Source organism: Microbacterium sp. ZKA21 (assembly GCF_050434165.1).
Lineage (GTDB): Bacteria > Actinomycetota > Actinomycetes > Actinomycetales > Microbacteriaceae > Microbacterium.
In genome coordinates, this window is record NZ_JBNPVV010000001.1 from 837816 (window position 1) to 854778 (window position 16963).

Annotated in this window: 19 protein-coding genes and 1 rRNA gene; 7 read left to right on the plus strand and 13 right to left on the minus strand. The window is 67.3% G+C overall.

Annotated elements, in window-relative coordinates; translation table 11 throughout:
* Positions 1-124 precede the first annotated feature (124 nt).
* The 4 genes from M2317_RS04230 (at position 125) to M2317_RS04245 (ending at position 2533) form a co-directional block, all read left to right on the plus strand.
* Entirely contained in the window at positions 125-976 is an 852-nt protein-coding gene (locus M2317_RS04230; RefSeq protein ID WP_429457583.1) for a phage major capsid protein, read from the plus strand.
* A 111-nt stretch (positions 977-1087) separates the two neighbouring features.
* On the plus strand, positions 1088-1450 hold the full coding sequence (locus tag M2317_RS04235; protein ID WP_429457585.1) for a hypothetical protein: 363 nt from the start codon (positions 1088-1090) through the stop codon (positions 1448-1450).
* Between the two features lie 395 nt (positions 1451-1845).
* Positions 1846-1977 carry a hypothetical protein gene (locus tag M2317_RS04240; protein ID WP_429457586.1) on the plus strand — a complete coding sequence of 44 codons (132 nt, stop codon included), beginning with the start codon at positions 1846-1848 and terminating at the stop codon, positions 1975-1977.
* A 127-nt stretch (positions 1978-2104) separates the two neighbouring features.
* Positions 2105-2533 (plus strand): hypothetical protein, encoded by a 429-nt coding sequence (locus M2317_RS04245; RefSeq protein ID WP_429457588.1) that lies wholly within the window; start codon positions 2105-2107, stop codon positions 2531-2533.
* Between the two features lie 15 nt (positions 2534-2548).
* On the opposite strand, the gene M2317_RS04250 is transcribed toward M2317_RS04245, so the two are convergent.
* The 8 genes from M2317_RS04250 to M2317_RS04285 all read right to left on the minus strand — a co-directional run bounded on the left by M2317_RS04250 (position 2549) and on the right by M2317_RS04285 (position 11416).
* The gene (locus M2317_RS04250; RefSeq protein WP_429457590.1) at positions 2549-3190 is read right to left on the minus strand and encodes a WhiB family transcriptional regulator; all 642 of its coding nucleotides are present in this window, start codon (positions 3188-3190) and stop codon (positions 2549-2551) included.
* 516 nt (positions 3191-3706) lie between these two features.
* Entirely contained in the window at positions 3707-4318 is a 612-nt protein-coding gene (locus M2317_RS04255; RefSeq protein ID WP_429457592.1) for an N-acetyltransferase family protein, read from the minus strand.
* 18 nt (positions 4319-4336) lie between these two features.
* On the minus strand, positions 4337-5023 hold the full coding sequence (locus tag M2317_RS04260) for a phosphatase PAP2 family protein (protein ID WP_429457593.1): 687 nt from the start codon (positions 5021-5023) through the stop codon (positions 4337-4339).
* Positions 5024-5066: 43 nt separating this feature from the next.
* Positions 5067-6296: a multidrug effflux MFS transporter gene (locus M2317_RS04265; protein WP_429457665.1), complete on the minus strand. Its 1230-nt coding sequence runs from the start codon at positions 6294-6296 to the stop codon at positions 5067-5069.
* 359 nt (positions 6297-6655) lie between these two features.
* The gene (locus M2317_RS04270) at positions 6656-7810 is read right to left on the minus strand and encodes a cystathionine gamma-synthase (protein WP_429457595.1); all 1155 of its coding nucleotides are present in this window, start codon (positions 7808-7810) and stop codon (positions 6656-6658) included.
* A 65-nt stretch (positions 7811-7875) separates the two neighbouring features.
* Positions 7876-8847: a carbohydrate ABC transporter permease gene (locus tag M2317_RS04275; protein WP_429457597.1), complete on the minus strand. Its 972-nt coding sequence runs from the start codon at positions 8845-8847 to the stop codon at positions 7876-7878.
* Positions 8844-9983 carry a carbohydrate ABC transporter permease gene (locus tag M2317_RS04280; RefSeq protein ID WP_429457599.1) on the minus strand — a complete coding sequence of 380 codons (1140 nt, stop codon included), beginning with the start codon at positions 9981-9983 and terminating at the stop codon, positions 8844-8846. Before M2317_RS04280 ends, M2317_RS04275 begins: the two co-directional genes overlap by 4 nt.
* 107 nt (positions 9984-10090) lie before the next feature.
* The gene (locus M2317_RS04285; RefSeq protein WP_429457601.1) at positions 10091-11416 is read right to left on the minus strand and encodes an ABC transporter substrate-binding protein; all 1326 of its coding nucleotides are present in this window, start codon (positions 11414-11416) and stop codon (positions 10091-10093) included.
* Positions 11417-11683: 267 nt separating this feature from the next.
* Here M2317_RS04285 and M2317_RS04290 point away from each other — a divergent pair, with 267 nt between their 5' ends.
* Positions 11684-12679, plus strand: coding sequence for a LacI family DNA-binding transcriptional regulator (locus tag M2317_RS04290; RefSeq protein WP_429457603.1), 996 nt, complete (start codon positions 11684-11686; stop codon positions 12677-12679).
* A gap of 63 nt (positions 12680-12742) precedes the next feature.
* On the opposite strand, the gene rplL is transcribed toward M2317_RS04290, so the two are convergent.
* Together rplL and rplJ are read right to left on the minus strand one after the other, a co-directional pair.
* Entirely contained in the window at positions 12743-13126 is a 384-nt protein-coding gene (gene rplL / locus M2317_RS04295) for a 50S ribosomal protein L7/L12 (RefSeq protein WP_029261007.1), read from the minus strand.
* A 47-nt stretch (positions 13127-13173) separates the two neighbouring features.
* The gene (rplJ, locus tag M2317_RS04300; protein ID WP_376180137.1) at positions 13174-13662 is read right to left on the minus strand and encodes a 50S ribosomal protein L10; all 489 of its coding nucleotides are present in this window, start codon (positions 13660-13662) and stop codon (positions 13174-13176) included.
* Between the two features lie 420 nt (positions 13663-14082).
* On the opposite strand from rplJ, the gene M2317_RS04305 reads away from it, so the two are divergent.
* Entirely contained in the window at positions 14083-14760 is a 678-nt protein-coding gene (locus M2317_RS04305; RefSeq protein WP_429457605.1) for a YqaJ viral recombinase family protein, read from the plus strand.
* A 4-nt stretch (positions 14761-14764) separates the two neighbouring features.
* Here M2317_RS04305 and M2317_RS04310 read toward each other — a convergent pair whose 3' ends face one another.
* Positions 14765-15655 (minus strand): LysR family transcriptional regulator ArgP, encoded by an 891-nt coding sequence (locus M2317_RS04310; RefSeq protein WP_429457607.1) that lies wholly within the window; start codon positions 15653-15655, stop codon positions 14765-14767.
* A gap of 72 nt (positions 15656-15727) precedes the next feature.
* Here M2317_RS04310 and M2317_RS04315 point away from each other — a divergent pair, with 72 nt between their 5' ends.
* Entirely contained in the window at positions 15728-16408 is a 681-nt protein-coding gene (locus M2317_RS04315; protein ID WP_429457609.1) for a LysE/ArgO family amino acid transporter, read from the plus strand.
* A 26-nt stretch (positions 16409-16434) separates the two neighbouring features.
* Here the strand turns inward: M2317_RS04315 and M2317_RS04320 are convergent, their stop codons facing one another.
* Positions 16435-16785: an iron chaperone gene (locus M2317_RS04320; RefSeq protein ID WP_429457611.1), complete on the minus strand. Its 351-nt coding sequence runs from the start codon at positions 16783-16785 to the stop codon at positions 16435-16437.
* A 91-nt stretch (positions 16786-16876) separates the two neighbouring features.
* A 5S ribosomal RNA gene (rrf, locus tag M2317_RS04325) occupies positions 16877-16963 on the minus strand; the annotation flags it as partial.

Genomic DNA, 16963 nt, shown 5'->3' on the forward strand with positions numbered 1-16963 from the left:
TCGCACTCGTAGCTCACGAAGGCTCCTGAGGGGCACACGCAAGCGGCTGGGCCGCAGCGTTTGACAGCCAGTTCCTGGCACACGTCATCGCAGTGCGTGTGCCCCTCTCTCGTTTGGAGCCACCATGGCACTTTTCACCAACACCGAGGATGTCTCCGGCATCCTGCCCGAGGACTACGCGTCCCTGATCGTCCAGCCCACCCGTGACGCCGCCGTGGCGCTGCAGGACAACGTCTCGACCGTCATCGTCACCGACTCGCACGACCTCGTCGTCCCCATCGTCGTCAGCGATGGCGACGCCGGCTGGTACACCGAAGGCGCCGACATGTCCGGCGACGACGGCGAGCTCGACAGCGTGAAGATCACGCCGGCGAAGGTCGGTCGCGTCCGCAAGATCAGCAACGAGCTCGCCGACGACTCCTCGCCCGAAGCGCAGGAACTCGTCGCGACGATGATCGGTCAGGCGATCGCGACCGGCATCGACCAGGCATTCTTCGGCACCGTCGCAGCCCCGGCACCTGCCGGCCTGCCGTCCGTCGCGGCGACCGTGTCGAACGTGAACGGCGTGACCGCCTGGGCGGACCTCGACCCGTTCGCGGAGGCGATCTCGATCAGCCAGGCGAACAACGGCATCATCTCGGCATTCGTCGCCAGCCCCGGCGATGCCCTCGCGCTGATGAGCCTCAAGACCCAGGCGGACAGCAACGTGCCGCTGCTCGGCACCGACGCGACCTCGGCCACCGCTCGCCGCATCCTCGGCGTGCCGCTGCTCGTCTCGCAGCACGTGGAGCCCGGAGTGATCTGGGGCCTCGACAAGCGCTTCGTGACCGTCGCGCTCCGCAAGGACGTCGACATCGACGTGTCCCGCGAGCGGTACTTCGAGACGGACCAGACGGCCGTGAAGGGCGCGATGCGGGTCAGCTGGGCATTCACGCACCCGAAGGCCCTCGTCCGCATCACGCTCGCCGCGGCGTAACAGACCAGGTCGGGAACCTTCCACCGGTATGCGGATGCCGGTGCCCGACCTTGAGAGCCGGAGGCGTCACCTTTCCGCCTCCGGCTCTCAGAACCTCACAGGAGGCCCAGAATGCTCCAACTCACACTCGCAGCCCTGCTGCCCTTCACAGGCCCGCTGAGCCCACAACAGCAGGCGCGCGTGGCCGCATGGCTTCCCGTCCTCGATCAGATCCTCAACGCCCGCTACGGGGACAGGATCACCGAGCACACCGAGCCCGCATTCACCTCGGCCGCAGCAGATGCAGTGATGACCCGCCTCGCACGGCCAGGCCTCATCGCACACCAGACCATCGGACCCGCGAACGTCCGCTACAACGACCGCGCCGCCCTGCTCCGCTGGTTCCTCCCGGAGCAGCTCGATGAACTCGACGCCATCACCGGCACAGGCAACGTCCGCACCGTGATGCTCACCGCAGGCACACCACTCGCATGACCGCCACCCCCGGGGATACACCCCCAACTCGGATCGACGGGACACCTCCCGCTCGGCCTGGCCATATCTCTCCCCGCGTCAATTGACGCTCTGACGCTGATTCGCTCTGACGCTGATTGGAACCTCTGATGGCTCGTCCTCCGGCCCCGTGTGGCACGTATCCGGCGTATCGGCGCCATCTTCGCAAGCACGAGAATGTCGATGCTGCGTGCCGGCGCGCTCAGCGTGAGCATGACGCGGCGCGGAGCGAGGACAGCGATCGTGAGCCGGCTCCTGTCGCCCCGATCACGCCGCGGCCGAGGTTGCTCGAGCATGCAGCGGAGGGTCTGCGCCTTGAGATCCTGGCGAAGGCTCGCGAGCTTGTGGCCGCTGTCGTGGATGATCACCCTTACAACGTGATCGACAGGCACTACGAGCTCGACAAGCTGATCGAGGCGTGGACTGAGGCGCTGGACGACGTCGAGGAGTCGAAGGGCTGGCCGGGCCTCAGCGAGGAGACCCGGGCGAAGTTGCTCGAATCGCGATAGCGGAGCGTCGGCCCTGCGCATTATGGTCAGGGGCATGATGAACACCGCTGAATTCCGAGTCAAGGCGCGACAGATTCTCAATTCGCTCGATCCGAGTACCGCCAGTTGGTGGGAGAGTGCCCTCGGTATGGGGAACACCGCTGCGCGGCTTCTCCGCGAGGCGCTCGATCGAGTGGTGCTGCTCGTCGGTGCTTCGACTGTCGAGCTCGTCGACGGGAAGCTGAGCGACGATGACGGCGCGGCCGGGTTCCTGCACGTCGTGACGGGTGACCGCCTGATCCGAGCGGTGTTCAGCACGACACGCAACAGCGACGGCAACGTGACGACAACACTTCGTGCGGAGTCCGTGCCTCTCTCCGCCGTTCGCTCAGTGCGCGTCGAGCACGTCGGGACATCATCGGAGGAAGATGACGCGTGGCCGTCCCGGGCGCGCATCCGGCTCATCCTCGATCGTGAACTCGCCGGAGAGACAGAGATAGAGCTGCCCAGTGCAGTCACTGCCGAGAGTCACCACGCGTCGGCGGTTGCAGCTCTGGCGCAGCGTCTCCCGGTTTGATCGGTGCCGGTGCGCTCAGGCGGCCCGTGCGGGTTGCACCTGTCCTCTGCGGATCTCGGCCGGCGTCATCCCAGCCCACATGCCGGCTGTCGGCTTCCCGGCGCCCGCAAACGCTGCGCACAGGTCCAGCAGCGGGCACAGTCGGCAGATGCCGCGCATCATCTCTGTCTCTTCGGGATCGGTGTACCGGTCACGGGTGAACACCTCGAGCCCGTCGCATCCGGGCACCTCGGTTGCCATGGCGGCGATGAGCGCTGCGTGCTCACGTTGGCCGACGAACTCGGCCATATCCGCTAGGACGTCTGTAACGGCCTCTGAGGCCCTGCCAGCACCATCCCGGCTCTCGGGTACTGAGGAGGCCTGAGAGGCCGTCAGATCGCGTTTGGTGAACCGTTCCGGCACGGGTGGAGGTGTCTCGCCCCGTTCGATCGCATTCGCACGCATCCGGTAGAAGTGCACGGGACTGTTCTGCATCTTCTGCCGCCACCAGGAGAGCAGCACCTGAAGTTCTACGACCCGGTATCGCTGCCCGAGCTCGTCGACAGCCCATTCCATCGGCATCCCTTGCCGGCGCCATAGCTGCACGGTGTGCTTGGTCGATCGGACGCGCTTCGCGGCCTCGGCGTAGCTCAACCAGGTCTCGTCATCCATCCCCATGACGACCAGTCTGCGACAGCAGGATGCCCGCTTACGCCGTGGCAACACTGTGGCAACAGAACTCGTGATTGACGACCGATTCTGGTGATTCCGATGACTGTGGATCGGTGTAATCATGCGGATCTACGACGAGGTCACGCCAGTACGCGGCACCAATTCGGGTTCGAATCCCGCCGTCACCGCCAAAACGCCGAAGGGCCTCACGAAGTGGGGCCCTTCGGCGTTTTCGCGTCGACGTCTGGCACTTCGGGCAACAGGGCCCCACGCCGCCAGAGGCTCCGCGCGGCGCCTTCTGCACCCAACGTGACGTGCCTCCCCAACGAGCGCCGCGTGGAGGAGGCGACGAGGGACCGAATCCCGCCGTCACCGCCGAAACGCCGGCGGCTCACAAAGTGAGCCCCCCGGCCGTTCGTCCGTTCGGCATCCAGAACGCCGAGGGGCTCACGAAGTGAGCCCCTCGGTCGTTCGTCCGTCCGGTCGTTCGGCCGTCCGTCCGGCCGGCCGGCCGTCCGTCGATCAGCTGTCAGAGCCCCCGAACCGGATCCCGTACTCGACGCTGCCCTCCCCGCTCGGCAGCCGGTGCATCCCGATCCGGTCGTAGAACACCCCCGCTCCCGTGTTCGTCGGGCTCATGCCGAGATGCAGCCCGGGCACGCCGCGACGCCGCAGCTCGGCGAACAGCGTCTCGATGAGGCGCCGTCCGAATCCCTCGCCCTGCGTCTCGGGCAGCAGATCGATGTGCAGGTGCGCGGGGTACTCCCCCGCGTGGGCTTGCTGCCCTGGTGCCCGACCGTATGCGTAGTCCAGGAGCTTCTCCTCGCGGGTCTGCGCGTCGACCGGTTTCGGGAAGCGGTCGGTGAAGCGCGGCCACCATTCGTCGCGGAACCACTGCTCGAAGGCATCCGTGTCGTCCGTCGCGACGATGTAGCCGATGACGCGGCCGTCCTCGGACTCGACGACCCAGCACAGTTCCGGCGCGTGCTCGGCGTACGGCACCGCGAACAGCAGTCCCCACAGCTCGTCGTCCGGAAGCATGCCGGTGGCATCCGCTCCCGAATCCGCTGTCTTCACACAGACCTCGGACAGTCCGTCGCGGTCCTCTGGTCGATACGGGCGGATCTGCGGCACGGCCTGCTCCTTCGCGATCTACGTGCGGCCGTCGGCGTGGTCGGCCGGATCCACCCTATCCGTCGGGATGCCGTCGCCCGCCGCCCGCGGGACGAGTGCCGTATCGCGTTGCACCCAGGGAACCAGCAGCGCCGCGATCAGAAGAGCCGCCGACGCCCCGACCAGCGCGCCGCCGACCGTGTCCGTGACCCAGTGCACTGCGAGCACGGTCCGCGACAGCGCCATCGTGAGCACCCACAGCGCGCCCAGGACGAACGCCCAGACACGTGGGAACAGCACGCACAGCACCACGGCGATCGTCGCCGCATTCGCCGTGTGCCCGGACGGATACGACCCGTAGTCGCTCACGACGAGCATGTCATCAGGGCGCGCACGGCCGAACAGCTCCTTGAGCAGCTGGACGAGCAGGGCGCTGGCCGCGAAGGCGGCGAGCGCGAACACCGCCGACCGCCAGCGCCGCGCGATCAGCAGCCCGAGAGCCACCACGCCGGGCACGACGAGGATCGCGATCCATCCGCCGCCGATGCGGTTCATCACGTGCGAGAAAGCGATGAGCACATCCGGTGCGACGTCGACCATCAGGTCGTGCCACCAGGTGTCCACAGCGGATGGAACGTCGGCACCGCCGTCGAAAGTCAGTGCGGCTCCCAGCGCGATCGCCGCCAGCAGGGTGCCGATCCCCCACCACACCAGCTGCCGTCTCATCCGCCCATTCTGCCGTGCGGCGCCGAGGAATCCGGCATCCGGGTCAGGGAGTCAGCATCCCTACCGTGCGCGGACGCACGATCAGCCACAGCGAGAGGATGCCGATGACAGCGCACCCGACCATGACCGAGGCCATCGTGGTCGCTGTGACGCCTCCGGCGCCGGCGATCAGGAACACGATCGGAGAGATGATCGCCGCGACGCCGTTGTTGCTCGCGCCGAGCACGGATGCCGCGGTGCCCGCCGCCTTGCCGTGCCGGTCGAGCGCGAGCACCTGAACGCACGGGAACGTGAAGCCGCACGAGGTCATGAAGAGGAACAGCGGGATCACGGTTCCCCACAGGCCGAGGCCGAGCTGGTCCGTGACGATGATCGCGAGGCCCGAGAGCAGCAGCGCGACCGTCGAGAAGGCCAGCACCCACTGCGGTCCGAATCGCGCGGCCAGGCGCGACGAGGTCTGCACGCCGATCACGAGTCCGATCGAGTTCGCCGCGAACAGCAGTCCGTACTGCTGCGCGTCCAGTCCGTGCGTCTGCTGGAACAGGAACGAGGAGGCCGAGAGGTACGAGAACAGACCCGAGAACGTCATGCCGCCGATGATCAGCACGCCGACGAACACGCGGTCCGAGAAGACGCTCTTGTAGCGCTGCAGCACGGTGGACGAACCGCGATCCTGGCGGCGCTCCTTCGGCAGGGTCTCCGGGATGAAGAACAGCCCCGAGACGAGCATGACCCCGCCGTAGCAGGCGAGTACGACGAAGATGCCGCGCCAGTCCATGACGGCCAGCAGCGCGGATCCGGCGAGCGGCGCGACCACCGGAGCGACACCCGAGACGAGCGCGAGACGCGACAGCATCACGACGAGCCGCCGTCCGCCGAACAGGTCGCGCACGATGGCCATCGCGACGACGCCACCCGCCGCGGCACCGATGCCCATGAACACGCGGGCTGTTCCGAGAAGGACGAGATCAGGGGCGAGCGCCGCGGCGACGCTGGCGATCACGTGCAGTGCCGTCACCGAGATCAGCGGGATCCGCCGACCGACCTTGTCGCTGAGCGGACCGACGACCAGCTGACCGATCGCGAAGCCGATCATGGTTCCGGTGAGCGTGAGCTGGATCGCGGCCGCGGTGGTCTGGAAGTCGCTCTCCAGCAGCGGGAACGCGGGAAGGTACAGATCGATCGTGAACGGTCCGAGCGCGGTGAGCGCCCCGAGCAGCAGGATGTACAGCGTGCGGCGGCGCGCGGAGATCGCGTCGCCGGGGTGCAGCATGATCGGCGCGGTCGCCGGGTTCGGGCCGAGAGTGCGGATGGCGCCGGTGGGCGTGGAGGTGCGGATGCTGCCGGTGATCGTGCGGATCGTGCCGCTGGGCGTGGGATCGGATGCCGGAGCGGGAGTCGAGTCGGTGTGCGTATGAGGCGTGCTGGTGTCGTGGCGAGATGAGTCGGTCAAGAGAGCTTTCCGGGGCGCGGGGGATCGAATCGATTCGAGTGCATCGATCCGACCATGGTACTCCCCCGCTCCGGGCGTCCCGAAGGTCGCGAGGCTTGCTTTGCGGGGTGAGGCCGACCTGAACAGGCCAAGCCTCACCCCGCAAAGCACGTCTCGCGGACCAGCAGGAGCGGCGGACGTCAGCGGGCGACGCGCTCCAGGCCCTGCTCGAGGTCGGCGATCAGGTCGCGCACATCCTCGATGCCCACGGACAGCCGGATGATGTTCTCGGGTACCGCGAGCGCGGTCCCCCGCACGGACGCATGGGTCATGTCCGGCGGGTAGCCGATCAGTGATTCGACGCCGCCGAGCGACTCGGCGAGCTGGAACACGCTCGTGCTCTCCGCGAAGGCGCGGGCGGCATCGGGTCCGGACGTGAGCGCGAGCGACAGCATCCCGCCGAATCCGCTCATCTGACGCGCCGCGATCTCGTGGCCGGGGTGCGAGGCGAGTCCGGGGTAGAACACGGTCTCGAACTCCGGCCGCCCCGCCGCCCACTCCGCGATCGCCTGGGCGTTCTCGCTGTGCTGGCGCACCCGCACGGCGAGCGTCTTGATGCCACGGGTCGTGAGCCAGGCATCCAGTGGTGCCGAGACGGCGCCGACGGCGAACTGCTGGAACTTCACCTGATCGTAGAACCGGTCGTCGCCGAACACGACGGCGCCACCGAGCACGTCGGAGTGGCCCCCGAGGTACTTGGTCGTGGAGTGCACGACGAGGTCGGCACCGAGCGCGAGCGGCTGCTGCAGCGCCGGCGAGGCGAACGTGTTGTCCACCACGACGAGCGCACCCGCCGCGTGCGCGACCTCCGCGACGGTCGCGATGTCCACGATCTTCAGCAGCGGGTTGCTCGGCGTCTCGAGCCAGATGATCCTGGTCTCCGGACGGAGCGCGGCGCGGATCGCCTCGACGTCCTCGAGCGCGACGACGGTCGTGTCGATCCCCCACGGCGCGAGCACCCTGGTCAGCAGTCGGTACGTTCCGCCGTAGACGTCGTTGCCGAGGACGACGTGGTCGCCGGGTTTGAGGATGCCGCGCAGCAGCGCGTCCTCGGCCGCGAGCCCCGAGGCGAACGACAGGGCCGCCGAGCCGCCCTCGAGCGCGGCGAGCTGCGTCTCCAGCGAACTGCGCGTCGGGTTGCCCGCCCGGTTGTACTCGTAGCCGTCGCGGAATCCGCCGATCCCGTCCTGCACGTGCGTGGAGACCTGGTAGATGGGCGGGATGATCGCCCCGGTCAGCGGGTCAGGCGCTTGGCCTGCGTGGATGGCGCGGGTGGCGAAGGAGTGCTCGGACATGGTCACAGCCTACGTCCGGCATCCCTTCGCGACCCGTGCCTGTTACGCACCGCGACAGCGGCGCACTACCCCTTCGTCGAACCGGCCAGTAGGCCGCGAACGAAGTAGCGCTGCAGGGCGAAGAACACGATCAGCGGAACGATGATCGATACGAACGCCCCGGCCGTGAGCAGGTACCAGCCCTCGCCGCGTCCGGTGATCTCGGCGAGCACCTTCGTGATCGGCGAAGCCGCACCATCGGCGAACACGAGGGCGACGAGCAGGTCGTTCCACACCCACAGGAACTGGAAGATCGCGACCGACGCGATCGCCGGCATGGTCAGCGGCACCACGATGCGGAAGAAGATCTGACCGCGCGATGCACCGTCCACCCTCGCCGCCTCGATGATCTCGCCGGGGATCTCCGACATGAAGTTGTGCAGCAGATAGATCGCCAGCGGCAGGGCGAACATCGTGTGCGCGATCCAGACCTGCGCGTACCCCTGCGACGCGTCGATCGACTCGGTGACCTGCACCCCGAACAGGTTGATTCCCTTCGAGAACGAGGTCAGCAGCGGCACCAGAGCCATCTGGATCGGCACGATCTGCAGCGCGAACACGAAGATGAACAGCGCATTGCGTCCCTTGAAGTCGATCCACGCGAATGCGTACGCCGCCATCGACGCGATCATCAGCGGGACCAGCGTCGCGGGGATCGTGATCGCGATCGAGTTGACGAACGACTGGAGGATCGTGAGCTGCGTCGTGCCGGACTGCAGCACGTCCGCATAGTTCTGGAGTGTGAACTCCGGGTCGGCGAAGATCGTCCACCAGCCGGATGTGTTGATGTCGTCGCGCGGCCGGAAGGATGAGATGAACAGCCCGAGCGTCGGGATGGTCCAGAGCACGGCGATCACGACCGAGGCGACCGTCGCCCACGGCCGGCTCAGCCGCTTGCGCGCGCGTCCTGCGGACGCCTCGAACTTCCCGCCCGTGGTGATGGCGCGCGTCGCGTTGGCGTCGACAGGAAGGGTCCCTGAGCTGGTCGAAGGGGTCATCGGATCTCCCGCTGCTTCTTGATCTGGCGCGCGTTGTAGATGACGATCGGCAGCACCAGGATGAACAGGATGACGGACAGCGCGGCACTGCGCCCCGCCTCGAACTTCGAGAACTGGGTGTACATCTCGTTCGCGAGCACGCTGGTGCCGTAGTTGCCGGCCGTCATGGTGCGGACGATGTCGAAGACCTTGAGCGAGGCGATCGAGATGGTCGTCAGCACGACGATGAGTGCAGGACGGATCGCGGGAACCGTGACCGACCAGAACCGCTGCCAGGCGCTCGCCCCGTCGAGTTCGGCCGCCTCGAGGAGTTCGGCCGGCACGCCCTTGATGGATGCCGAGAGCACCACCATGGCAAACCCGGTCTGCACCCAGATGAGCACGACGATGAGGAATAGGTTGTTCCACGGTTCGTTCAGCAGCCACTGCTGCGGCTCGCCCCCAAACCACACCAGGATCTGGTTCAGCAGACCGATCTGCTCGTACTCGGGTCCGCGGTACTCGTACATGAACCGCCAGATGATGCTGGCGCCGACGAACGAGATCGCCATCGGCATGAACACCAGGATCTTGTAGATCTTCTCGCCGCGGGTGCGATCGATGAAGACGGCGTAGGCGAGGCCGACGAGCGTCGAGACGACAGGAACGATCAGCACCCACACGATCGTGTTGACGACGGCCGTGATCCCATCCGACTGCGTGAAGATCCAGATGTAGTTGTTCAGACCGATGAAGTTGTCGCCGCTCGAGTTCCAGAACGACGCGTAGACGGTCTGGATCGACGGGAGGACGAGCCCGACCAGCAGCAGGAGGAACGCCGGCGCCATGAAGGCGACCAGCTGGATCAGATACCCCGCGCCATCGCGCGAACGATAGTCCAGGAGAAAGAACAGGGCACCGACGACGACGGCGACGCCCATCGCCCAGTACCAGGAATTGAAGAACCACATCACCGCGAGAGGGACGATGAGGCACATCGCGAGGCGGATCCAGGTGTACATCGCGCCCTTGCGCGGGGCGATATCGACCAGGAGCAGGATCACGGCGACCACGACGGCGAACGCGATCACGACCACCACGGCCTGCAGAATGGGCGGCAGAGCCCCGACCCAATCGAAGAATATTGTCGCGTTCACGCAGTCCCCTTTTCATGACGCGAGGTGGAACGGCGTGAGCGACGGTGCAGCACGCCGGAGTGCGGGAGGGCCGCCTCTGCCGAGGCGGAGGCGGCCCTCGGAGCCGATTACTCGGTCGGCCAGCCGGTCTCGATCTGCGTCAGGACGGAGTCCGTGGAAGCGCCGTTGACCCAGTCGACCATGCCCTTCCAGAACGTGCCGGCCCCGACAGCGCCCGGCATCAGGTCACTGGCATCGAAGCGGAACGTCGTCTCCGGGTCCTGCAGGATCTTGACGGTCTCCTGCAGGATCGGGTCCTGGGCATTCTCGGGGTCGAGTCCGCTGTTGGCAGAGACCACGCCGCCGAGGCTGACCCGGGAGTTGGCCCACTCGGGGCTGGACAGGTACGTCTGCACCTGCTGCGTCGCCTCGGAGTCGCTGAAAGCGCCGACGATCTCGCCACCGCCGGTGACTGTGACGTCGCCCTCGGTCTCGCCCGGGAGGATGAACGCCCACACGTCGCCGTCCTCCGCGACGTTCGTGCCCTCCGGGTAGAAGCCGGAGAGGAACGAGGCCTGATGCGTCAACGCGCAGGTGCCTTCGGCGAGAGCGGGCGCGACAGCGCCGAACGCGGTCGAGTTGATCGAGCGGACATCGCCGAAGCCGGCGTTGACGTAGCTCGGGTTCAGCAGGATCTCGCCGACGGAGTCGAACGCCGTCTTGATCTGCGGATCGGTGAAGGGCACCTCGCCCGCCGCCCACTGGTCGTACACATCGGTGCCGGCCTGACGGAGGACGTAGTCCTCGATCCAGTCGGTTCCGGGCCAGCCGGTCGCCGTACCGGATTCGAAGCCGGCGCACCAGGGTGCGGCTCCCGTCTTCGACTGGATCGTCGCGGTGAGCGTGTTCAGCTCGTCCAGCGTCTTCGGGACTTCGACGCCCCATTCCGCGAACTTCGCGGGCGAGTACCAGATCCACCCCTTGACGCTCGCCATGAGCGGTGCGCCGTAGAAGGTGTCGTCGACCGTGCCGTAGTTCACCCAGTCCTCGGACCAGTACTCGGTCGCGTTCGCTTCGACCTCTTCCGGAGCGGGGACGAGGAAGTCGCGAGACGCGAAGTCGGCGAACAGGCCCGGCTGCGGGAAGATCGCGATGTCCGGCGGGTTGCCGCCCTGCGCGCGCGTACCGAGCTGGGTCTCGAAGTCCTGGCTGCCCTCGTATTTGATGTCGATGCCGGTCTCCTCTTCGAAGTCCGCCCAGGACTCGTCGAGCAGTTCGGCCTCGGCCTCCACGATCGTGCCGTAGATCGTGACGGTCTCGCCATCGACGTCTCCGCCGCCACCTCCACCGCCACCCGACGGGGCCCCGGGAGCACCGCATCCGGCCAGGGCGATGCCCGCAGCTCCCAGAAGGGCGAGCGGCGCGATCAGCCTCTTGCGCTGCGAAAGAGTCATGTGATTTCTCCTCCTCGAGTTCACGTCCCCAGAAGATCCGGCCGTCTCGTCCGCGGTCGAATCGGGAACCGATTCCAGGCCAACCTACTGGCCAGAGCATGTCCCGCACAATGGGTGTTCATCACAACCCCGCAACCTTTTCGCCTGATCGACGACGTCCAGTGGGAGCGCTCTCGCGCGGTTCGACTGGAACCGGTTCCGTTTCGCGGTCGACCGGGCTATCCTCAAGGGCGTGCGCGTTGGAGCGCACGGCGTCGAGGAGGACCCATGAGCACGATCGCGGATGTCGCGGCGCGTGCCGGGGTGTCCAAAGCGACCGCGAGCCGCGCGCTGAGCGGACGCGGCTACGTCTCGGAGGAGACGCGTCAGCGGGTGGTCGACGCCGCAGGCGATCTGTCCTATGTCGCGCACTCCTCCGCGACGAGCCTCGCCACCGGGCGGACCGGCACGATCGCCGTGATCGTCCCGACCCTGGACCGCTGGTTCTTCACCGAGCTCGTCGCCGGCATCCAGGAAGCACTGCTCGACGCCGACCTCGACCTCGCGCTCTACGACATCCGCGAGGGCAGCAGGCTCCGCGAGCGCGTCTTCGAGGAGGTGCTCCCCCGGCGCCGTTTCGACGGCCTCATCGCCGCCGGCATCCAGCCCAGCGCGCAGGAGCTCGAACGCCTGCTCCGACTCGAGCGCGCCCTGGTCTGCGTCGGCCCCTACAGCGAGGGCACCAGCACGGTCGCGATCGACGACATGAGCGTCGCCCGCATCGCGACGGAGCATCTGCTGGATCTCGGTCACACCGACATCGCTTTCGTCGGCGCTGAAGCGACCGGTGCGAGCATCGGCGACGAGCGCCGTCTCGACGGCTACCGGGAGGCGATGTCGGCCGCGGGCGCCGCGTCGCGCGTCGCCCCGGCGGAATCCACCATGCCGAGCGGGTACGCGGCCGCGGCCGACCTGTTGAGCGACCGCCGATCGCGTCCCACCGCCGTCGTCGGCGTCTGCGACGAAGCGGCCATCGGTACGATCATCGCCGCGCGCCGGCTCGGCATCTCGGTCCCATCCCAGTTGAGCGTGATCGGCATCGACGACCACCGGGATGCCGAGATGTTCGCCCTCACGACCATCCGTCAGCACCCGCGCGACCAGGGACGGGAGGCGGTCAGGCTGCTGTCGGCCCGCCTTGCGGACCCGGATGCCGAGATCGAGCACGTAGCCGCGGCATCCGCCCTCGTGATGCGCAACTCGACGGCCGCGCCGGCATCCTGACCGGGTGCGCAGAAAGGCCCCGGAGCGAACCCCGGGGCCTTTCGAAGCGTTGAGACGCTGTGATTACTTGAGGGTAACCGTGGCGCCTGCCTCTTCCAGAGCGGCCTTGGCCTTCTCGGCGGTCTCCTTGTTGGCGCCCTCGAGGACAGCCTTCGGGGCACCGTCGACGACAGCCTTGGCCTCGCCGAGGCCGAGCGAGGTGAGCTCGCGGACCGTCTTGATGACCTGGATCTTCTTGTCGCCAGCGGCCTCGAGGATGACGTCGAAGGAGTCCTTCTCCTCTTCAGCCTCGGCAGCGCCTGCGCCACCTGCAGCGCCGGCAACGGCGACGGGAGCAGCAGCGGTGACCTCGAACTTCTCCTCGAACGCCTTGACGAAGTCGTTGAGCTCGACGAGGGTCAGGCCGGCGAACTGCTCGAGCAGCTCCTCAGTGGTGAGCTTAGCCATGATGTATCTCCTAATAGATGGGGTTTGTTGACGAGATCGCCGGTCGCTTACGCGGCCTCTGCGGTCTCCAGCTTTTCGCGAAGCGCGTCGATGGTGGCGGCAGCCTTGCCCATCGTCGCCTTCATCATGCCCGCAGCCTTCGCCAGCAGAACCTCACGGCTCTCGAGCGAGGCGTACTTGTTGACCTCGTCGGCGGAGAGCGCGTTGCCCTCGAAGATGCCGGCCTTGATCACGAGAAGCGGGTTGGCCTTGGCGAAGTCACGAAGAGCCTTGGCAGTGGCGACGAAGTCGCCGTGCACGAACGCGACGGCCGACGGACCCTTGAGGTCGTCGTCCAGCGCGGTGATGCCAGCCTTGTTGGCGGCGATCTTGGTCAGCGTGTTCTTCACCACGGCGTACTCAGCGTCCTGACGGATGCTGTTGCGCAGCTCCTTGAGCTGGGCAACCGTCAGACCGCGGTACTCGGTCAGCAGAACGGCGGACGAGTTCTCGAATGACTTCGTGAGCTCGGCGACCGATGCATCCTTCTGCGCCATGGTCACTCCTTGGTGTGTACGAGGTGCCTCACGGCGGTGAGGCACCGACCTCGACCTTCACGGCAACAAAAAAGCTCCGGCGCAAGCGCACGGAGCTGAATCAGTTCGTGTCCTGCGCGGGCCCCTGCATTGCAGTGCTTCGATCGCCCTGCTCGCGCACGACGATGACCAGCGGTCTTCGGTTGTCTCCATGGTACTCGACGCGCGCCGAGTCCCCAAATCGCGGCCCCTCGCTCTCGCTCCGCGCTTCACGCGCCGAGTGAACGACGTCGAGCCGGGTGAACGACCCATACGGGTTCGCAGGTCGTCCGCTCGACAGCATCCCGTGCATCCGCAGGCCGAGGCGTTTCGACAGGCGCGAGCAGGCGCGAGCGGCGTGGTCGGACGGGGGTGTCGGCGGTGCGGGGTTAGGCTCGAGAGGTGACCCCGGATCTCGCAGCACGCATCGTCGCGGACTCCCGCGACCGCGTCGCCTGGCTCCGCGCCAGGGCCCGAGGGATAACGGCGACCGACATCGCCGGGCTCTCGGGTGAGAAGTCGCTCGCCAGGGCCGCCGATGCGAAGCTCGGGAACGGCGCGCGATTCGGCGGGAACGCCTACACCGACCATGGCCGCCGGCGTGAACCGGAGATCGCGGCCTGGGTGGCGGCGACGCACGGCATCCAGCCCTCGTCCGCACTGTTCCGCGCCGAGATCGAGCATCGGCATCTCGCCACCCCGGACGGCATCATGCAGGACGATTCCGGACGCGTGACTCTCGCCGAGATCAAGACCACGAACAAGGACTGGCGGACGATCCCGCGCACCTACCTGCGTCAGGTCTGGTGGCAGCAGCATGTGCTCGGCGCCGAACGGACGCTGTTCGTCTGGGAGGAGCACGATCAGTTCCGCCCGATCCATGACGAGCCGCGGTGCGTGTGGATCGACCGCGACGACAAGGAGATCGGGCGGCTCGTGCACATGGCGACCCGTCTGATCGACGAGCTCTACCACCGCACGACCGGTCAGCAGCCCCCCGCCAGGGTCGCGCCGGCGAACGACCGCCGCGACGCGCTCCGCGAGCGGGACATGTTCCGGGCCCTCGCCCTTTCGGACTGAGCCCTCACCGCTCCAGGACTCGCGCCGCCTCGACGGCGATCTCGGTTGCGATCGTGTCGAGCAGCTCAGAGCGAAGGTTCCACTGCTGCCAGTACAGCGGCACCCGGATGGTCTCTCCTCCGAGCGGCTGCAGGATGCCGGGGCGAGCATCGAGCGGCACCTGCAGCGAGGGCACCATCCCCCAGCCGAGTCCGAGCTGGACGGCCTGCGCGTAGTCGTGCGAGGCCGGCACATAGTGCCGCGGGATGCCGCGCTCGTCCACGCCCTGAGCCGCCAGCCAGCCGTGCTGGAGGGAGTCGCGTCGATCGAAGTCGACGAAGGGAGCACGGCGGAGCGCATCTGCCGTCACACCCCCGGGAAACCATCGCGCGACGAAATCGGGGGTCGCCATCGCGTCGTACGTGAGAACGCCGAGGCCGGTCACCGTGCAGCCGGAGACCGGAGTGTCCTCGGATGTGACGGCCGCCATCACGGTGCCCGACTCGAGCAGTCGTGCGGTGAAGTTCTGGTCGTCGCGGTGCAGGTCGAAGTCGATGCTGCGGTCGCGCGCCAGCCGCGCCAGCGGCGGCAGGAACCACGTCGCCATCGAATCCGCATTGACTGCGAGCGGCACGGATACCCGCGACCGGTCCGACTCATCGAGCCCGAAGCCGATCAGCGCATCGTGCTCGATCAGCGCGAGCTGCCGCGCGAGCCGGACGATCGCCTCCCCCGCTGAGGTCGCCGTGGCAGGCCGGCCCCGCACGATGAGCACACGTCCCAGTTGCTCCTCCAAGCTCTTGAGACGCTGGCTCACCGCAGAGGGTGTAATGTTCAGCGACCGTGCCGCCTGGTCGAGACTGCCCGCATCGACGATCGCCGCGACGGTCGTCGCCGAATCCAACGGAATCCGCATACGTAAGTTCTCCTAATGCCGCCTAAGCGATCATCGCTGTACCTTATCTCATCGGAGACCTAGCGTGGGAGCATGCTCTCCGTACTCGCGGGCCTCGGCCTGGGTCTCTCGCTCATCGTCGCCATCGGCGCGCAGAACGTCTTCGTGCTGCGGCAGGGCATCCGACGCGAGCACGTGCTCGCGGTCGTGATCATCTGCGCCGCGTCGGACGCGATCCTGATCCTCGCCGGTGTCGCGGGTCTCGGATTCCTCCTCGAGGCCGCTCCTTGGCTCGTCACCGCGGCGCGCTGGTTGGGGGCGGCGTTCCTGCTCGGCTACGGAGTTCTGGCAGCGCGCCGCGCGTGGCGGGGTACCGGTGGGGCGCTGGATGCCTCGGACCCAGAGGTTCCGGCATCCGCCGGCGATACCAGCGCCAGGCCGTCGGGCACCGTCGCGACGCGCGTCGCACCGACGAAGGCCTTGACACCCGTGGTTCTGACCGCGCTGGCGCTCACGTGGCTCAACCCCCACGTCTACCTCGACACCGTGCTGATGCTCGGCTCCATCGCCGCGACCCACGGTGAGGCGCGCTGGCTGTTCGCCGGCGGCGCCGTGCTCGCCAGCTGCCTGTGGTTCACCGCGCTGGGATTCGGGGCGCGCTACCTGGGGCGCTGGTTGAACACTCCCCGTGCCTGGCGCATCCTCGACGCTGCGATCGCGTTCATCATGATCGGGATCGCCGTGAGTCTGATCCTGCCCGTGCTCCAGGGCTGAAGCCCGCGGCCGGACGGACGCCAGCCTCAGCCTGCCGCGTCGATCTCCTCACGACGAACGGCCACGATCGCCCGAATCGCCTCCCCCGAAAGCGGGGCATCGGCCTGGAACGTGATCGTCCCTTTGCCCGCGACGTGGTGTGAGAGCTGCCCAGAAACAGCGCTCACGACGGCTGCGCTGAACGGATAGACACCGAAGTGCTTTTTGGTGCGTCTGACGGAGATCAGCGGTCGCCCGCGGTAGATCAGCGCAGGCATCCCGTAACCGAGACCCTGTACGGCTTCGGGTACGAGCTCGAGCGCGAGGGCGTAGACCCTCTCCACCGCAGCACGATCGTCATGTGCCAGCGAGTCCAGATAGTCGTCGACGGTGCCCATGGCTCCATCCTGGCATCCGAGCCGTCCGTTGCACGGACGCTTAACGCAAAAGAGGCCACCCCAGCATTGGGGTGGCCTCTTTTCAGAAGAAGTCCGGCGGTGTCCTACTCTCCCACAGGGTCCCCCCTGCAGTACCATCGGCGCTGTGAGGCTTAGCTTCCGGGTTCGGAATGTAACC

What these genes read in the sequence shown, in the direction of transcription:
- M2317_RS04250 (WP_429457590.1), bottom strand. Translation starts at nt 3,190, where the DNA reads ATGGGGATGGATGACGAGACCTGGTTGAGCTACGCCGAGGCCGCGAAG.
- M2317_RS04235 (WP_429457585.1), top strand. Translation starts at nt 1,088, where the DNA reads ATGCTCCAACTCACACTCGCAGCCCTGCTGCCCTTCACAGGCCCGCTG.
- M2317_RS04270 (WP_429457595.1), bottom strand. Translation starts at nt 7,810, where the DNA reads ATGTCCGAGCACTCCTTCGCCACCCGCGCCATCCACGCAGGCCAAGCG.
- M2317_RS04245 (WP_429457588.1), top strand. Translation starts at nt 2,105, where the DNA reads ATGGGGAACACCGCTGCGCGGCTTCTCCGCGAGGCGCTCGATCGAGTG.
- rplL (WP_029261007.1), bottom strand. Translation starts at nt 13,126, where the DNA reads ATGGCTAAGCTCACCACTGAGGAGCTGCTCGAGCAGTTCGCCGGCCTG.
- M2317_RS04310 (WP_429457607.1), bottom strand. Translation starts at nt 15,655, where the DNA reads ATGCGGATTCCGTTGGATTCGGCGACGACCGTCGCGGCGATCGTCGAT.
- M2317_RS04275 (WP_429457597.1), bottom strand. Translation starts at nt 8,847, where the DNA reads ATGACCCCTTCGACCAGCTCAGGGACCCTTCCTGTCGACGCCAACGCG.
- M2317_RS04260 (WP_429457593.1), bottom strand. Translation starts at nt 5,023, where the DNA reads ATGAGACGGCAGCTGGTGTGGTGGGGGATCGGCACCCTGCTGGCGGCG.
- rplJ (WP_376180137.1), bottom strand. Translation starts at nt 13,662, where the DNA reads ATGGCGCAGAAGGATGCATCGGTCGCCGAGCTCACGAAGTCATTCGAG.
- M2317_RS04320 (WP_429457611.1), bottom strand. Translation starts at nt 16,785, where the DNA reads ATGGGCACCGTCGACGACTATCTGGACTCGCTGGCACATGACGATCGT.
- M2317_RS04230 (WP_429457583.1), top strand. Translation starts at nt 125, where the DNA reads ATGGCACTTTTCACCAACACCGAGGATGTCTCCGGCATCCTGCCCGAG.
- M2317_RS04265 (WP_429457665.1), bottom strand. Translation starts at nt 6,296, where the DNA reads ATGCTGCACCCCGGCGACGCGATCTCCGCGCGCCGCCGCACGCTGTAC.
- M2317_RS04315 (WP_429457609.1), top strand. Translation starts at nt 15,728, where the DNA reads ATGCTCTCCGTACTCGCGGGCCTCGGCCTGGGTCTCTCGCTCATCGTC.
- M2317_RS04290 (WP_429457603.1), top strand. Translation starts at nt 11,684, where the DNA reads ATGAGCACGATCGCGGATGTCGCGGCGCGTGCCGGGGTGTCCAAAGCG.
- M2317_RS04285 (WP_429457601.1), bottom strand. Translation starts at nt 11,416, where the DNA reads ATGACTCTTTCGCAGCGCAAGAGGCTGATCGCGCCGCTCGCCCTTCTG.